Source organism: Polaromonas sp. (assembly GCF_030680935.1).
Classification (GTDB): Bacteria; Pseudomonadota; Gammaproteobacteria; order Burkholderiales; family Burkholderiaceae_C; genus Polaromonas.
Genome location: NZ_JAUXUP010000004.1, coordinates 91,198 through 104,439, shown reverse-complemented (window position 1 = coordinate 104,439; position 13,242 = coordinate 91,198). Strand labels below are relative to the sequence as shown.

14 protein-coding genes are annotated in these 13,242 nt (G+C 62.0%); 1 reads left to right on the top strand and 13 read right to left on the bottom strand.

Features of this window, described 5'->3' with window-relative positions:
• The 5 genes from Q8L50_RS01280 to Q8L50_RS01260 form a co-directional block, all read right to left on the bottom strand.
• Positions 1 to 125, bottom strand: a 125-nt coding sequence (locus tag Q8L50_RS01280; protein WP_305346837.1) for a biotin carboxylase N-terminal domain-containing protein, incomplete at its 3' end; no start/stop codon positions are given.
• A gap of 7 nt (positions 126 to 132) precedes the next feature.
• On the bottom strand, positions 133 to 588 hold the full coding sequence (gene accB / locus Q8L50_RS01275; RefSeq protein ID WP_305346833.1) for an acetyl-CoA carboxylase biotin carboxyl carrier protein: 456 nt from the start codon (positions 586 to 588) through the stop codon (positions 133 to 135).
• A 121-nt stretch (positions 589 to 709) separates the two neighbouring features.
• Positions 710 to 1,177 (bottom strand): type II 3-dehydroquinate dehydratase, encoded by a 468-nt coding sequence (gene aroQ, locus Q8L50_RS01270; protein WP_305346832.1) that lies wholly within the window; start codon positions 1,175 to 1,177, stop codon positions 710 to 712.
• A gap of 88 nt (positions 1,178 to 1,265) precedes the next feature.
• The gene (locus tag Q8L50_RS01265; RefSeq protein ID WP_305346831.1) at positions 1,266 to 1,805 is read right to left on the bottom strand and encodes a TlpA disulfide reductase family protein; all 540 of its coding nucleotides are present in this window, start codon (positions 1,803 to 1,805) and stop codon (positions 1,266 to 1,268) included.
• Positions 1,802 to 2,410: a hypothetical protein gene (locus tag Q8L50_RS01260; protein ID WP_305346830.1), complete on the bottom strand. Its 609-nt coding sequence runs from the start codon at positions 2,408 to 2,410 to the stop codon at positions 1,802 to 1,804. The genes Q8L50_RS01265 and Q8L50_RS01260 overlap by 4 nt, the downstream gene beginning before the upstream one ends.
• A gap of 234 nt (positions 2,411 to 2,644) precedes the next feature.
• On the opposite strand from Q8L50_RS01260, the gene mpl reads away from it, so the two are divergent.
• Positions 2,645 to 4,066, top strand: coding sequence for a UDP-N-acetylmuramate:L-alanyl-gamma-D-glutamyl-meso-diaminopimelate ligase (gene mpl / locus Q8L50_RS01255; protein ID WP_305346829.1), 1,422 nt, complete (start codon positions 2,645 to 2,647; stop codon positions 4,064 to 4,066).
• Positions 4,067 to 4,126: 60 nt separating this feature from the next.
• On the opposite strand, the gene Q8L50_RS01250 is transcribed toward mpl, so the two are convergent.
• The 8 genes from Q8L50_RS01250 to miaB form a co-directional block, all read right to left on the bottom strand.
• A complete protein-coding gene (locus Q8L50_RS01250) occupies positions 4,127 to 4,438 on the bottom strand; it encodes a hypothetical protein (protein ID WP_305346836.1) in 312 nt (103 codons plus the stop codon).
• Between the two features lie 258 nt (positions 4,439 to 4,696).
• A complete protein-coding gene (locus Q8L50_RS01245) occupies positions 4,697 to 5,743 on the bottom strand; it encodes a hypothetical protein (RefSeq protein WP_305346828.1) in 1,047 nt (348 codons plus the stop codon).
• 145 nt (positions 5,744 to 5,888) lie between these two features.
• Positions 5,889 to 7,013, bottom strand: coding sequence for a 3-deoxy-7-phosphoheptulonate synthase (locus Q8L50_RS01240; protein WP_305346827.1), 1,125 nt, complete (start codon positions 7,011 to 7,013; stop codon positions 5,889 to 5,891).
• 364 nt (positions 7,014 to 7,377) lie between these two features.
• Entirely contained in the window at positions 7,378 to 7,953 is a 576-nt protein-coding gene (locus Q8L50_RS01235; protein WP_305346826.1) for a hypothetical protein, read from the bottom strand.
• 19 nt (positions 7,954 to 7,972) lie between these two features.
• Positions 7,973 to 9,511 carry a metalloprotease TldD gene (tldD, locus tag Q8L50_RS01230; RefSeq protein ID WP_305346825.1) on the bottom strand — a complete coding sequence of 513 codons (1,539 nt, stop codon included), beginning with the start codon at positions 9,509 to 9,511 and terminating at the stop codon, positions 7,973 to 7,975.
• A 46-nt stretch (positions 9,512 to 9,557) separates the two neighbouring features.
• Positions 9,558 to 10,454 (bottom strand): NAD(P)-dependent oxidoreductase, encoded by an 897-nt coding sequence (locus Q8L50_RS01225; RefSeq protein WP_305346824.1) that lies wholly within the window; start codon positions 10,452 to 10,454, stop codon positions 9,558 to 9,560.
• A 214-nt stretch (positions 10,455 to 10,668) separates the two neighbouring features.
• Positions 10,669 to 11,823 (bottom strand): rod shape-determining protein RodA, encoded by a 1,155-nt coding sequence (rodA, locus tag Q8L50_RS01220; RefSeq protein ID WP_305346823.1) that lies wholly within the window; start codon positions 11,821 to 11,823, stop codon positions 10,669 to 10,671.
• Between the two features lie 52 nt (positions 11,824 to 11,875).
• On the bottom strand, positions 11,876 to 13,231 hold the full coding sequence (gene miaB, locus Q8L50_RS01215) for a tRNA (N6-isopentenyl adenosine(37)-C2)-methylthiotransferase MiaB (RefSeq protein WP_305346822.1): 1,356 nt from the start codon (positions 13,229 to 13,231) through the stop codon (positions 11,876 to 11,878).
• Between the last annotated feature and the right edge of the window lie 11 nt (positions 13,232 to 13,242).

Sequence of the window (13,242 nt, the reverse complement as noted above, 5' to 3'; positions counted from 1 at the left end):
ATGTACTTGGCCTCGCGGTCGGCCTCGGAATACACCATCACGGCCTTGACGCCGAGCTCCCGGCAGGCGCGCTGGATGCGGAGCGCAATTTCGCCGCGGTTGGCGATCAGTATCTTTTTGAACATGCGGCGGTCACTCGATCATGAAGAGCGACTGTCCGTACTCCACCGCCTGACCGTTCTCGCACAGGATGCGGGTGATGGTGCCGGACTTGTCGGCCTCAATCTCGTTGAGGATCTTCATGGCCTCGATGATGCAGATGGTCTCGCCTTCCTTGACCTGGCTGCCCACTTCCACGTAGGCCTTGGCGCCGGGGCTGGACGAGCGGTAAAAGGTACCGACCATCGGGGACTTGACCGCATGACCTGCCGGCGCGGCGGGTGCCGCGGCTTCGACAGGCGCAGCCGGAATGCCGGCCGCCGGGGCGGCCACCGGTGCCGGCATCATGGCCATGGGGGCCTGCATCACCATGGGTGTGCCGCCTGACTTGACGATCCGGACCTTGCCTTCGGCCTCGGTGATTTCCAGTTCAGACACATTCGACTCCGAAACGAGGTCGATCAGTGTTTTGAGTTTTCTCAGATCCATGGTTTCTCCAACGGCAGTGGGCGCCTGTGAGGCCTACCCCTGATTGTTATTTTGCTGACGGTACAACTGGCAGGTTGGGCGCAGAGTGTGTCTAAATTCCGCCTTGTTCAGCCTTCAGCACCTAAGAGTCGGTTAGTTTGATCAATTCGGCTGAATTGGCCAAACGCGAAAAGGCGAAGTCTACCGCATAGCGGTAGCCTGCCGGACCAAAACCCGCCATCACGGCTTCGGCCAGGTCAGAGAAATAAGAGTGATGTCTGAAGGCTTCGCGCCTGTGCACATTGGAGAGATGGACTTCCACAAATGGAATAGCCACTCCGGCAAGGGCGTCACGCAGGGCGACGCTGGTGTGGGTGAAGGCCGCCGGATTGATCACGATGAAGCGGGTGCCGTCGGTGCGCGCCTGATGAATTCTATCCAGCAGCGCGCCCTCATGGTTGCTCTGAAAGGTTTGCAGCGATATGCCGCGATCTGCGCCTAATTTGACCAAACCTGCATTGATCTGATCCAAAGTCGTCGAGCCGTAAATTTCCGGCTCCCGAGTGCCCAGCAGGTTCAAATTGGGGCCGTGTAATACCAGTACGCTCATTGGACGCCGCCTCCGTGCCGGACCAAGCCGGTGAAGCCCAGACTTTAACCCAGAAACAGCCGTTTATTAAAGCTTGCGCCCATGCGTCTCACGCCAGTTGCGCCCACTGCGCCAGGTCTTCCTCGGTCACCTTGCCGCTTTTGCGATGCAGCAACTGACCATCAGCGCCAAACACCACGGTAAACGGCAGGCCGCCAGTCAGATTGCCCAGCGATTTGCTGAGCTCTGTGCCTGCAAAGCCAGCCATGGCGATTGGAAAGTTCAGGGGTTTGCGCTGTAGCCAGGCTCGTACTGCGCTGGGTTGGTCCACCGCCAAACCAAGAACTTGCCAGCTTTTAGCCTTGTTTTCTACGTAAAAACGGTCAATTAACGGCAATTCCTCAATACATGGTGGGCACCAGGTGGCCCAAAAATTCACCAACAGTGGTTTGCCGGAAAAGCTGGCGATGGCCAGGCTGCCACCGTCTGGCGTGTCAAAGCTTTGCTGCCAGAACGGGTCGCGTGTGCTGAGGGATGCGTCAGGGCCGGCGGGGTTGCCGTGCGGCTGAAGTTGCCGCCACGCCAGGCTGGCTCCTGCCAGCGCAGCGCCTGCGGCCGCGCCCCCCAGAAGCACTTTCCGGCGGTTCAAGAGGAGGTCTCCTGGTTGGTCATCAGCAATTTTTGCACGTCCACCATGTCACCGCGCGGCTTGCGGCCTTTGCTGTCCGGCCGCAGCGCGCCGCGCAGGTCGTCATGGTCGTACACCAGCAGGTGCACGCCGACGTTTTCGTTCAAGCCCTGGCAAAAGCTGCTCAGGCTCAGCGCCTCAACGCTGTCGCCGGTAAAGCCGGTCACGCTGCGCGGTTCATAGTCCACGCTATGGTCGATCAGCGCAATCTCGGCAGATTTCGGGTCATCGCAGAAAAGCTGGATGTAAATGTCTGATAGCCGGGTGGCAGTGCCGTGCCAGACCGCGCCACCCAGGTAGGGCCGAAACGGGGCCATGCGCTCCATCCAGGTCAGCGCCAGCACGCGTAGCGCCGCCAGTTCGGCTGGCTGCGTGTCGGCGCAGAACAGCGCAATGTACTCGCGCACCGCATCTTCCACTTCGTCATTGCCCGGCAGCTCGCTGCGCGCCGGCAGGCCCATTTGCTTGACGGCTCGGCGTTTGGCGGGGCCGTACTCCAGCCCTTCTTCGACCACCAACGCGGCAGCGGTGGCGGCAATGTCCAGTTTCAGGGTAGTGGGGTTCAAGTGGGGTATCCGCAGGGCAGGTGGGGGCAGCCCCTGATTCTGCCCCGATTGACCGGTGCTGCCGGCATAAAGTTGCAGCGCCCCTACGGGCGCAGCCCGCGATTGTCAGACGCTGCATTGACTTGCTATGAAAAATATAGCTGGCTACGCATTCTGCATTAGGGCCAGATGCCGATTTGACTGCTCAAGCGATGGCGTGCGTGCTGGCTCCAGCTTGCCTCCTAAAATACCGGCATGCACATACACATTCTGGGGATTTGCGGTACTTTCATGGGCGGGCTGGCGGCGCTGGCGCGTGAGGCCGGGCACAAGGTCACGGGTTGCGACACCGGCGTGTATCCACCCATGAGCGATCAGTTGCGCGGGCTTGGGATTGAGCTGATTGAGGGTTATGGGGCGGATCAACTGGCTTTTCGGCCGGATGTGTTTGTGGTGGGCAATGTGGTGTCGCGCGCGCAGGATGCCGGTGGCAAAGCCAGATACCCTTTGATGGAGGCGATTCTGGACGCCGGCTTGCCCTATACCAGCGGCCCTCAATGGCTGTCTGGCCATGTGTTGCACCACCCGACGCACCATGCGACTGGCCCGCGCCATGTGCTGGCCGTGGCCGGCACCCACGGCAAAACCACCACCACCGCCATGCTCGCCTGGATTCTGGAGTGCGCCGGCCTGCAGCCCGGTTTTCTGGTGGGTGGCGTGCCGCTCAACTTTGGCGTGTCGGCCCGGCTGGGTAGCGGCAACACCTTTGTCATTGAGGCCGATGAATACGACACCGCGTTTTTTGACAAACGCAGCAAGTTTGTGCATTACCGGCCCCGCACCGCGATTTTGAACAACCTGGAGTTTGACCACGCCGACATCTTTGACAACCTGGCCGCGATTGAGCGGCAGTTTCACCACCTGGTGCGCACCGTGCCCGGCTCTGGCCGCATCGTTGTCAACGCGCGGGAAGAAAGCCTGGCCCGGGTGCTGGCCCAGGGCTGCTGGAGTGAGCAGGTACTCTTCGGCGGCGATCCATCCAGCGGGTTTTCGGCAACCGGCGAGCCAGACGCTTTTGATGTGCTGAAAGATGGCCAGAAAGTTGCCCGTGTCGAATGGACCATCAGCGGCGTGCACAACCAGCTCAACGCCCTGGCCGCGATAGCTGCTGCCGACCACGTGGGGGTGGCGCCCGCGTTGGCGGCTGAGGCCCTGGCGAGTTTTGAAAACGTCAGGCGCCGCATGGAAGTGCGCGGCGTGGTGGCGCGCCCCGGCGGCAGCATCACGGTGTATGACGACTTTGCGCACCACCCGACGGCGATCCACACCACCATAGACGGCTTGCGCCGCCAGCTGAAAGGCCAGGGCGGCGCTCAGCGCATCCTCGCGATCTTCGAGCCGCGCAGCAACACCATGAAGCTGGGCACCATGACCGCGCAGCTGCCCTGGAGCCTGGAAAGCGCAGACCTGGCGTTTTGCCATGCGGGTGGACTCGACTGGGACGCCCGGGCTGCACTGGCCCCGATGGGCGCCCGCGCTCAGGTGGCCGACAACATTGACCAACTGCTGGCCCAAGTCACTGCGGCAGCCCGCCCCGGTGACCATTTGCTCTGCATGAGCAACGGCGGTTTTGGCGGCATTCATGCGCGTCTGCTGGAAGCGCTTCAGGCTGGCTGATTTGCTATTAGATTGATAGCTGGTTACGCGCGTCAATAAAGGGCTAAAGACCTAAAACACTCAGTAAGTGAGGCCCATGGCCGCCACATCGACATGAATCATCGGTCTGGCCAGCGCGGCGCTGGCGGCGCGGGCAAAGGCCTGCGCCCATGCGGCATCGGCAAATTGCTGCGGGCCGGCGGCCTGGGCCACTACCAGCACCTTGTCGGCTGTCAGCAGTTTGCCGGTGGGGCGCAGGGGTTCGCAGCCCATGCGGGTGAACTGTTCGTCCAGCCACTGCCTGGCCATATCGTGTGGCATGGGCTGCACTTCATTGAGGTCCAGGCGCAGGGGCGGGGAATTCTGAAAGGTGACGGTGACTTCGCTGCGCATGTTGACCTCGCAATCTGGGGATATGGCCATCAGCATGGGCGCATGGGCGACGCCTGGCAATCGGCTGAAACCCGGGCGCTCAGTCGCTAGTGTGGTGTTGCATGCTTGATGACACAAATAAAAATGATGGATTTTTGGTCAGGGCAAGGCGCAAACCACAGCGATACCCGTAGGTATCGCGCGGATTTGCAACGCCGCCATGGCCGAAAAGACGCATTTTTATGTGCCAAATAGCGTGCAACACCACACTAGGCCGCGCTATTTGCGGCTTAGCTGGGCGGGTGCGGTCGGGTCTGGTTTGGGAAAACTGCGTGGCGGCGCGGCCAGCTCACTGGGCGCGGCCTGGGGGGGCTTGGCCGGGCCCGGCTGGCTTCTGCCGGGCAGGCTTTCGTCGCTGGCGGAGGCGGTGCTGGCGGTGAAGGCGCCGGTGCCGGCTTTGTCGGCCGTGGTGGTAATGGACCCGGCAAAGTAAAGGCTGGCAAGCTCGCGCGCCAGCTGGGCCGGCGTCAGCCCGGTGCGCTGGCGCAGGGTCTCAAAGTCGCTGGCCTGCACCGACAACTCGCGCAGCAGCAGAAGCTGCGGGTCGCGCAACCAGCGCATGGGCACCTCCGGCGCGCGGCGGAAATAAATGGGGCGGCTGCGGTACCTGGTGGGCAGCACGTCGCGCTCGGTGCGTTGTGCGTAGATCCAGCGCAACTGCGTCAGGCTGCTGCGCAAGAACTGCGCGGGGATATCGTGGGCCTCCAGCGGGCGCCGGTCCCACTTGGCAAACTCAAAATCAACCGGATCGGCCTTGCGTGAGATGCCGATGCGCCATTCGTGAAAGTCCATCACCGCCAGCAAACTGCCGTTGTGGCTGACGTGGTAAATGCCGGGCAACAATTCGCTTTCGCGTGCAATCAGCTGGCCCCCCAACACGTACTGCGAGCGCAGTGGTCGCAACCAGCTTGCAAAATGCTGCAACACCTTGAGCAGGCTGGGCAGGGAGGCCAGATCAAAGGTGAGTTTCGGGTCAAACTCGCGCGAAACAAGCGGCAGCGAGAAGGCCACCGGCCGGTCCACCTGCTCCAGATCAAGCTGCACCGTGCGCTCACTCGGCAGGCCCGCCATAATTTTCAGGGTGTCGGCAGCAACCAGGCGACATTTCTCGCCGCTGACCAGCCACGCATCGGCGTCTGCAAAGGCACACAACTTCCACGCGATGCCGCCTTTGGGAAGCTGAGCCAACAACCCATGGAGTTGCAGGCGCTGCTCCGGCGTAAAGCCAGCCAGACCTAACCAGATGACAGGTTGATCAAAAGACATGGTGCATGGAGCAGACTTTGGGGCGGGAGTGGGGCGGGCGCGGTAGAACGAAAAGGTAACAATAAGTTAATGATTAATTTAACACCAAATGGCCCGCCACCCCTCCTCTAAACGGAGGGTGCGAAGGGCGGACTGCAGAGGGACTTCAGCGGCTGCGACGCACCTTGACCGACTCTGACAGCACATCCAGCAGGCGCAGGGAGTCGTCCCAGCTCAGGCAGGCGTCTGTGATACTTTTTCCGTACTCCAGGTCTTTGGCCTTGTCTTTGCCGGGGGTGAATTTTTGCGCGCCGGGCTGGAGGTGGCTTTCCACCATCAGGCCGAACACGTGTTTAGAGCCACCCGCCACCTGTGCGCCGATCTCGCGCGCCACTTCGAGCTGCTTTTCATGCTGCTTGGAGCTGTTGGCATGGCTGCAATCGACCATCAGCGTGGCCGGCAGTTTGGCCGTTTCCAGCTCCTTGCAGGCTGCGCCCACGCTGGCGGCGTCGTAGTTGGGGGTTTTGCCGCCGCGCAAAATCACATGGCAATCCTTGTTGCCGCTGGTCTGCACAATGGCCACCTGGCCGTTTTTGTGCACCGACAAAAAGTGGTGGCCACGCGCAGCCGCCTGAATGGCATCGGTGGCGATGCGGATGTTGCCGTCCGTGCCGTTCTTGAAGCCAATCGGGGCAGACAGGCCGGACGCCAGCTCGCGGTGCACCTGGCTTTCGGTGGTGCGGGCACCAATCGCGCCCCAGGCAATCAGGTCGCCGATGTACTGCGGCGAAATCACGTCCAGAAACTCACTGCCCGCTGGCAGGCCCAAGCGATTGATGTCGATCAGCAACTGGCGCGCGATGCGCAGGCCCTCGTCGATGCGAAAGGTTTCGTCCAGGTAAGGGTCGTTGATCAGGCCCTTCCACCCTACGGTGGTGCGCGGCTTTTCAAAATACACGCGCATGACAATTTCCAGGGTGTCGGCGTACTTTTCACGCTGCACCACCAGGCGGCGCGCGTATTCCAGCGCTGCAGCCGGGTCATGGATGGAGCAGGGGCCGATCACCACCAGCAGCCGGTCGTCCTTGCCTGCCATGATGCGATGGATGTTGCTGCGGGTTTGGGTGATCAGCGATTCAACAGCGGTTCCGCTGATCGGGAAGAATCGGATCAAATGTTCGGGCGGTGGCAACACAGTGATGTCCTTGATGCGTTCGTCGTCTGTCTGGCTGGTTTTATCGACGGGACTCGCATACCAGGCATCGCTGGCTTGGGTGGCTTTGGCATTCATGGCTGGCTTCCTTTTAAAACATCCAACAATTCATCGGCAAATAACAAGGGACAAAAAAAAACCGCCGGGTGTCCGGCGGTTTTCAAGAATCTGTTGCGTATTTATCTGCTTACGCGAGGATCTCTCTACCGCCGGAGGCGCTTGAGAACCAGAAGTAAGCAAAATAAAATTTCGCGGAGGTCATGGCTGCAATGTAGCACAAGGCGCAAAGCGGGCGAAGCGCAATGCTGTTCATTTAAGCGTTACAACTCCGTTCGGGCTGAGTTTGTCGAAGCCGCTTGGCATTGGACGACCCTTCGACACGCTCAGGGCGAACGGTTGAGCCCACAGGGTTGGGGCCAGGCGACCAGCGTGGGGCCCCTGTTCAGCTGCGCAAGCGTTCCCACCAGTTCCTGGCCCGTTTCACCTGCGCCTGGTCTATCGCCGCAACCGAAGATTCACTGGCCTCGCGGCCACACAGCTGCTCGTACATGTCGATCAGCAACATGCCTTCGCCCAGCATGCGCCAGGCAATCAGCTCAAAATCTTCAATGGCGACTGGCCGCTCGCAAGCGCTGCCTGCAGCGACCTGGGGGGCCACTGGCAGCAGCCACTGGCTGATCAATACCCGGAAGTTGTTCAGCGCGGCCAGGTAGGACGCATATTCGTACAAGCCGCGCCAGGCCGGCGACAGCGCGATCACCAGGGCACGGTGCTCGCGCAACACCGTCATGAGGTCCATCAGCGCAGGCGCGAGGACTGCCGGATCGGGCTCGCGCTTCAGGCCTGACAGCACCGCTTCAATGCTGCCCGCCATGCTCCCCATGCCGTCGGCCAGTTGCAGCGACTCCTCGTCGGCCATGGCCGAGCGCAGGAAGTGGCTGAGCTCGCCGAAGCTCTGCACGCTGGGTAAATGCGTGGTCGGATCGATGGGTAGCCGTGAACTGGGCGTCTCGCTCATGGTTCACTTTCCGGGACGCTCAGGCGGTGCCGCCGACTGTCAGACCGTCGATGCGCAATGTTGGCTGGCCCACACCTACCGGTACGCTCTGCCCTTCCTTGCCGCAGGTGCCGACACCGCTGTCGAGCTGCATGTCATTGGCGATCATGGTGACGCGGGTCAGCGCGTCCGGGCCGTTACCCACAATGGTGGCACCTTTGACCGGGTACAAAATTTTGCCGTTTTCGACCCAAAAGGCTTCGCTGGCAGAGAACACAAACTTGCCCGACGTGATATCTACCTGGCCGCCGCCAAAGTTGGTGGCGTACAGGCCCTTCTTGATGCTGGCCACAATTTCTTCCGGCGCCTTGTCGCCACCGAGCATGTAGGTGTTGGTCATGCGCGGCATCGGCACATGCGCATAACTTTCGCGCCGGCCATTGCCGGTGGGTTTGACGCCCGAGAGGCGCGCATTGAGCGAGTCCTGGATATAGCCCTTCAGGATGCCGTCTTCAATCAGCACATTACGCTGGCTGGCGTTGCCCTCGTCATCGACGTTGAGCGAGCCGCGCCGGTCAGCAATGGTGCCGTCGTCCAGCACGGTGACACCCTTGGCAGCTACACGCTCGCCGATGCGGCCTGAAAATGCGCTCGAACCCTTGCGGTTGAAGTCGCCCTCCAGGCCGTGGCCAATCGCTTCGTGCAGCAAAATGCCGGGCCAGCCGGGGCCAAGCACCACCGTCATCTGGCCAGCCGGCGCAGGGCGCGCTTCCAGGTTGGACAGCGCTGCGGTCACCGCGTCGCTGACGTATTCGGCGATTTGTGCATCGTCAAAATAGGCCAGACCAAAACGACCGCCGCCGCCGCCAGAGCCCATTTCGCGGCGGCTCACACCGCCGACTTTTTTCTCGGCAATCACGGTGACGCTCAGCCGCACCAGGGGGCGCACATCGGCGGCCAGGGTGCCGTCGGCACGCGCCACCATCACCACGTCGTATTCGCTGGCCAGGCCGGCCATGACTTGCACAATGCGCGGGTCTTTGGCTTTGGCCAGCTTCTCGACTTTCTCCAGCAACTTGACCTTGGCGGTGCTGTCCAGCGTGGCAATCGGGTCCAGGTCCTGGTACAGCGAGCGGCTGCTGGCGACGCGGCGCGCCGGGACCTTCACACGGCCGACGCGTGTCGAAGCCGAAATGGTGCGTACCGTGCGTGCTGCGTCCAGCAGCGAAGCTTCGGAGATGTCGTCAGAGTAGGCAAAGGCGGTTTTTTCGCCGCTGACGGCACGCACGCCGACGCCCTGGTCAATGCTGAAAGAGCCGGTCTTGACGATGCCTTCTTCCAGGCTCCAGCCTTCGCTGCGTGTGTACTGGAAATACAGGTCGGCGTCGTCCACACCATGCGATGTGATCTCGCCGAGGGCCCGGCTCAAATGCGCCTCGGTCAGCCCGAAAGGCGTCAGCAGCAGCTTTTGCGCAATCGCCAGCCGCCCGGTGGTGGACTCGGAACTGGGTCGGGCGGTGGCTACGGAGCCACGGGTGGGCTTGAGGGACGAAGACTGCGATGATTTGAGGAAAGTCATACGGTCATTGTAGGCAGTCTGCCCCGGGTGTTGCCCGGCAGGGGTTCTACCCAGCGCCCGGTGACCCGGATGGCCGTTTGCCTGACAGAAAGCGGTAAATCGCCGCATCGTCCAGCTCCGCCAGGCCGGCCTGATGAGCGGCGGCAAACACGGCGCTGGCGTGCACGCCCAGCGGCCCCTCCATGCCGGATGCGCGTGCTGCCTCGACGGCCAGGCGCGTGTCCTTTTCAAGCAACGTGACGTGTGCGCGCGGTGCGTAATCACCCGCGATCGCGCGCCGCATGCGGTCCGAGCCTATCCAGCTTTGTCCGCTGGACTGCTCGATCACGTCCAGCGTACGCCCCGGATCCAGCCCGAGCCGACCGGCCAGCGCCAGCACCTCGGCGGCACCCACCAGATTGATGCCCGCCAGCAGGTTGTTGACCAGCTTGGTGCGGGCACCGTCGCCGGGGCGCTCACTGATTCGAAACACCTTGGCCGACAGGGCCTGCAACAGGTCAGCCTGCTGCGCATAGACTGCGGCCGGGCAGGCCACCATCAGGCTCATCGAACCGTCGCGCGCGCGCGCCGGCCCGCCCGACATGGGTGCATCGATCGTACCGACGCCCAGCGCAGCCAGCCGGCTGGCGAAAGTTTCGACATCCTGCGGTGCCATGGTTGGGCAGAGGAGCACGGTATGGCCTGATTGCAGCATCTGGTGCAGGCCGTGCTCGCCAAACAGCACCTCGGCGGTTTGCGCGGCGTCCACCACACAAACAATAAATGCTACCGAATTAATAGCTGCTTGCGCAGGCGTGGAAAGGGCCAGGGCCCCATTTGATACCAAACTTTGAACCCGGACCGGATCGATGTCGCAGACCTCGACGGTCCAGCCGCGCTCCAGCAAGTTGGCGGCCAGGGCGCCGCCCATGTTGCCTGCGCCTATCAGGGTCACCTGATTCATGCGGGTTCTAACTCTGGACGCCTCGCCCGCCGATCTGCACGCGTACATCCAGGTGTCGGCGTCCTGGCAGTCCTTCGCCTTGTCGATCCCCGCTCTGCGGGGCCTCGGCGCAGCGCCCGTGCCAGCGTAGCTGCACAGCGAAGCCGAAGCACTGCAGCGCCTCCACTGCGCCCGTTCCGGGGCGCGACGTTCCGGCGCTGCCTCGCCACGGGGCTCATGACTGCACGAGCCTCTTCGCCTTGGAGATCGACATCAATATGCCGACCGCCAGACCGAGGGTGACCATGGCGGTACCGCCGTAACTGATGAAGGGCAAGGGCACACCGACCACGGGCAAAATGCCGCTCACCATGCCCATGTTGACAAATGCGTAGGTGAAGAAAATCATGGTCACTGCGCCGGCGAGCAGGCGCGAGAACAGGGTGGGCGCCTCCAGCGCAATCACCAGGCCACGCAGGATCAGAAACAAGAAGGCGCTGATCAGCGCCAGATTGCCCAGTAGCCCGAACTCTTCGGAGTAGGCGGCAAAAATAAAGTCGGTGGTGCGTTCGGGAATAAATTCCAGATGGGTTTGTGTGCCCTGCATGAAGCCCTTGCCCAGCAGGCCCCCTGAGCCAATGGCGATCATGCCCTGGATGATGTGAAAACCCTTGCCCAGCGGGTCGCGGCTTGGGTCCAGCAGGGTGCAAATGCGTTGCTGCTGGTAGTCGTGCAGCACCGGCCAGCGCACGCCGTCAGCGCATATCTGGGGTCCGAACCAGACCAGCGCAAAAATACCAGCCAGAGCCAGCAGCACCGGTGGCGCAATCAGCTTCCAGCTCAGGCCGGCAAAAAAAATCACCGACAGGCCGGCTGCCAGCACCAGCAGCGAGGTACCCAGATCGGGCTGCTTCATGATCAGGCCTACAGGTGCGATCAGCAGCAGCCCTGCCACCAGAAAATCAAGGGGACGCAACTGGCCTTCGCGCTTCTGGAACCACCACGCCAGCATCAGCGGCATCGCGATTTTGAGAATTTCGCTGGGCTGGATCACGATGCCGAGGTTGATCCAGCGTTTGGCGCCCTTTTTTGTGATGCCAAATATGGCGACAGCCACCAACAGGGCCACACCCGCCACATACATGGGCACGGCAAACGCCATCAGGCGCTGCGGCGGGATCTGGGCCACGACAAACATGATGGCGCCGGCAATCAGCATGTTCCGGCCGTGGTCCATAAAGCGGGTGCCATGGTCAAAGCCGGATGAATACATGATCAGCAGCCCGGCGCTGGCCAGCACAAAAACCGCAAACGCCAGCGGGCCGTCAAAGCCCTGAAACATCGGGGCGGCGCGCCGGAACAAAGAGGGCTTGTCAAAAACAGCGGACATGACGGGGATTATCGGCCAGCGTGGCGGGGCGATTTACGGTCCATCGGTCTGCTCAGACTGGTAGCGCAGCTTCTTGGGCTGCTTCTGCGCGCAGCACCTCGCCGCGCAGCGAGCGCTGCGAGGCTTCGGTGATGGTCACGTCTATCATTTGCCCAATGAGGCGCGGCTGGCCCTTGAAGTTGACCACCCGATTGCATTCGGTGCGGCCCATCAACTCGGTCGGGTCCTTGCGTGAGGCGCCCTCAACCAGAATGCGTTGCAGCGTGCCCTGGCGGCTGGCACTGATGGCACGCACGCTGTTATCAATCGCGGCTTGCAACTGCTGCAGGCGTTGCAGCTTGACCGCGTGGGGTGTGTCGTCCGGCAGGTTGGCGGCAGGTGTGCCAGGCCGCGGGCTGAAGATGAAGCTGAAGGAGGTGTCGTAACCGACGTCGTCGATCAGTTTCATCATCTTGCTGAAGTCCTCATCGCTCTCGCCTGGAAAACCGACGATGAAGTCGCTGCTCATGGCCAGGTCGGGGCGGATGGCGCGCAGTTTGCGAATGGTGGATTTGTATTCCATCGCGGTATAGCCGCGCTTCATGGCCATCAGGATGCGGTCCGAGCCGTGCTGCACCGGCAGGTGCAGGTGGTTCACCAGCTTGGGCAGCTTGCCGTAGGCGTCGATCAGGCGCTGCGTGAACTCGTTCGGGTGGCTGGTGACGTAACGGATGCGTTCAATGCCCGGGATGTCGGAGACGTACTCGAGCAGGGTGGCAAAGTCGGCGATGTCCGCCGTGTTTCCCATGGGGCCGCGGTAGGCGTTGACGTTCTGGCCCAGCAGGGTGACTTCGCGCACGCCCTGGTCGGCCAGACCGGCGACTTCGACCAGCACGTCCTCAAAGGGGCGCGAGACCTCTTCGCCGCGGGTGTAGGGCACGACGCAGTAGCTGCAGTACTTGGAGCAGCCTTCCATGATGGAGACAAAGGCGCTGGCGCCCTCGACACGCGCCGGCGGCAGGTGATCGAACTTTTCGATTTCCGGAAAGCTGATGTCCACCTGCGACTTGCCCAGGCTGATGCGTTTGCTCAGCAGGTCGGGCAGCCGGTGCAGGGTTTGCGGGCCGAAGACCACATCGACATAGGGCGCGCGCTCAATGATGGCTTCGCCTTCCTGGCTGGCAACACAGCCGCCCACGCCGATCAGCACGCCTTTTTTCTTCAGGTGCTTGACGCGGCCCAGGTCGCTGAAAACCTTCTCCTGTGCCTTTTCGCGCACCGAGCAGGTGTTGAAAAGAATCAGGTCGGCTTCATCGACGTTGCTGGTCGGCTCATAACCCTGGGCGGCGTGCAAGACGTCGGACATCTTGTCCGAGTCGTACTCGTTCATCTGGCAGCCGAAGGTTTTGATAAAGACTTTTTTGGACATGGTGTTGGCTG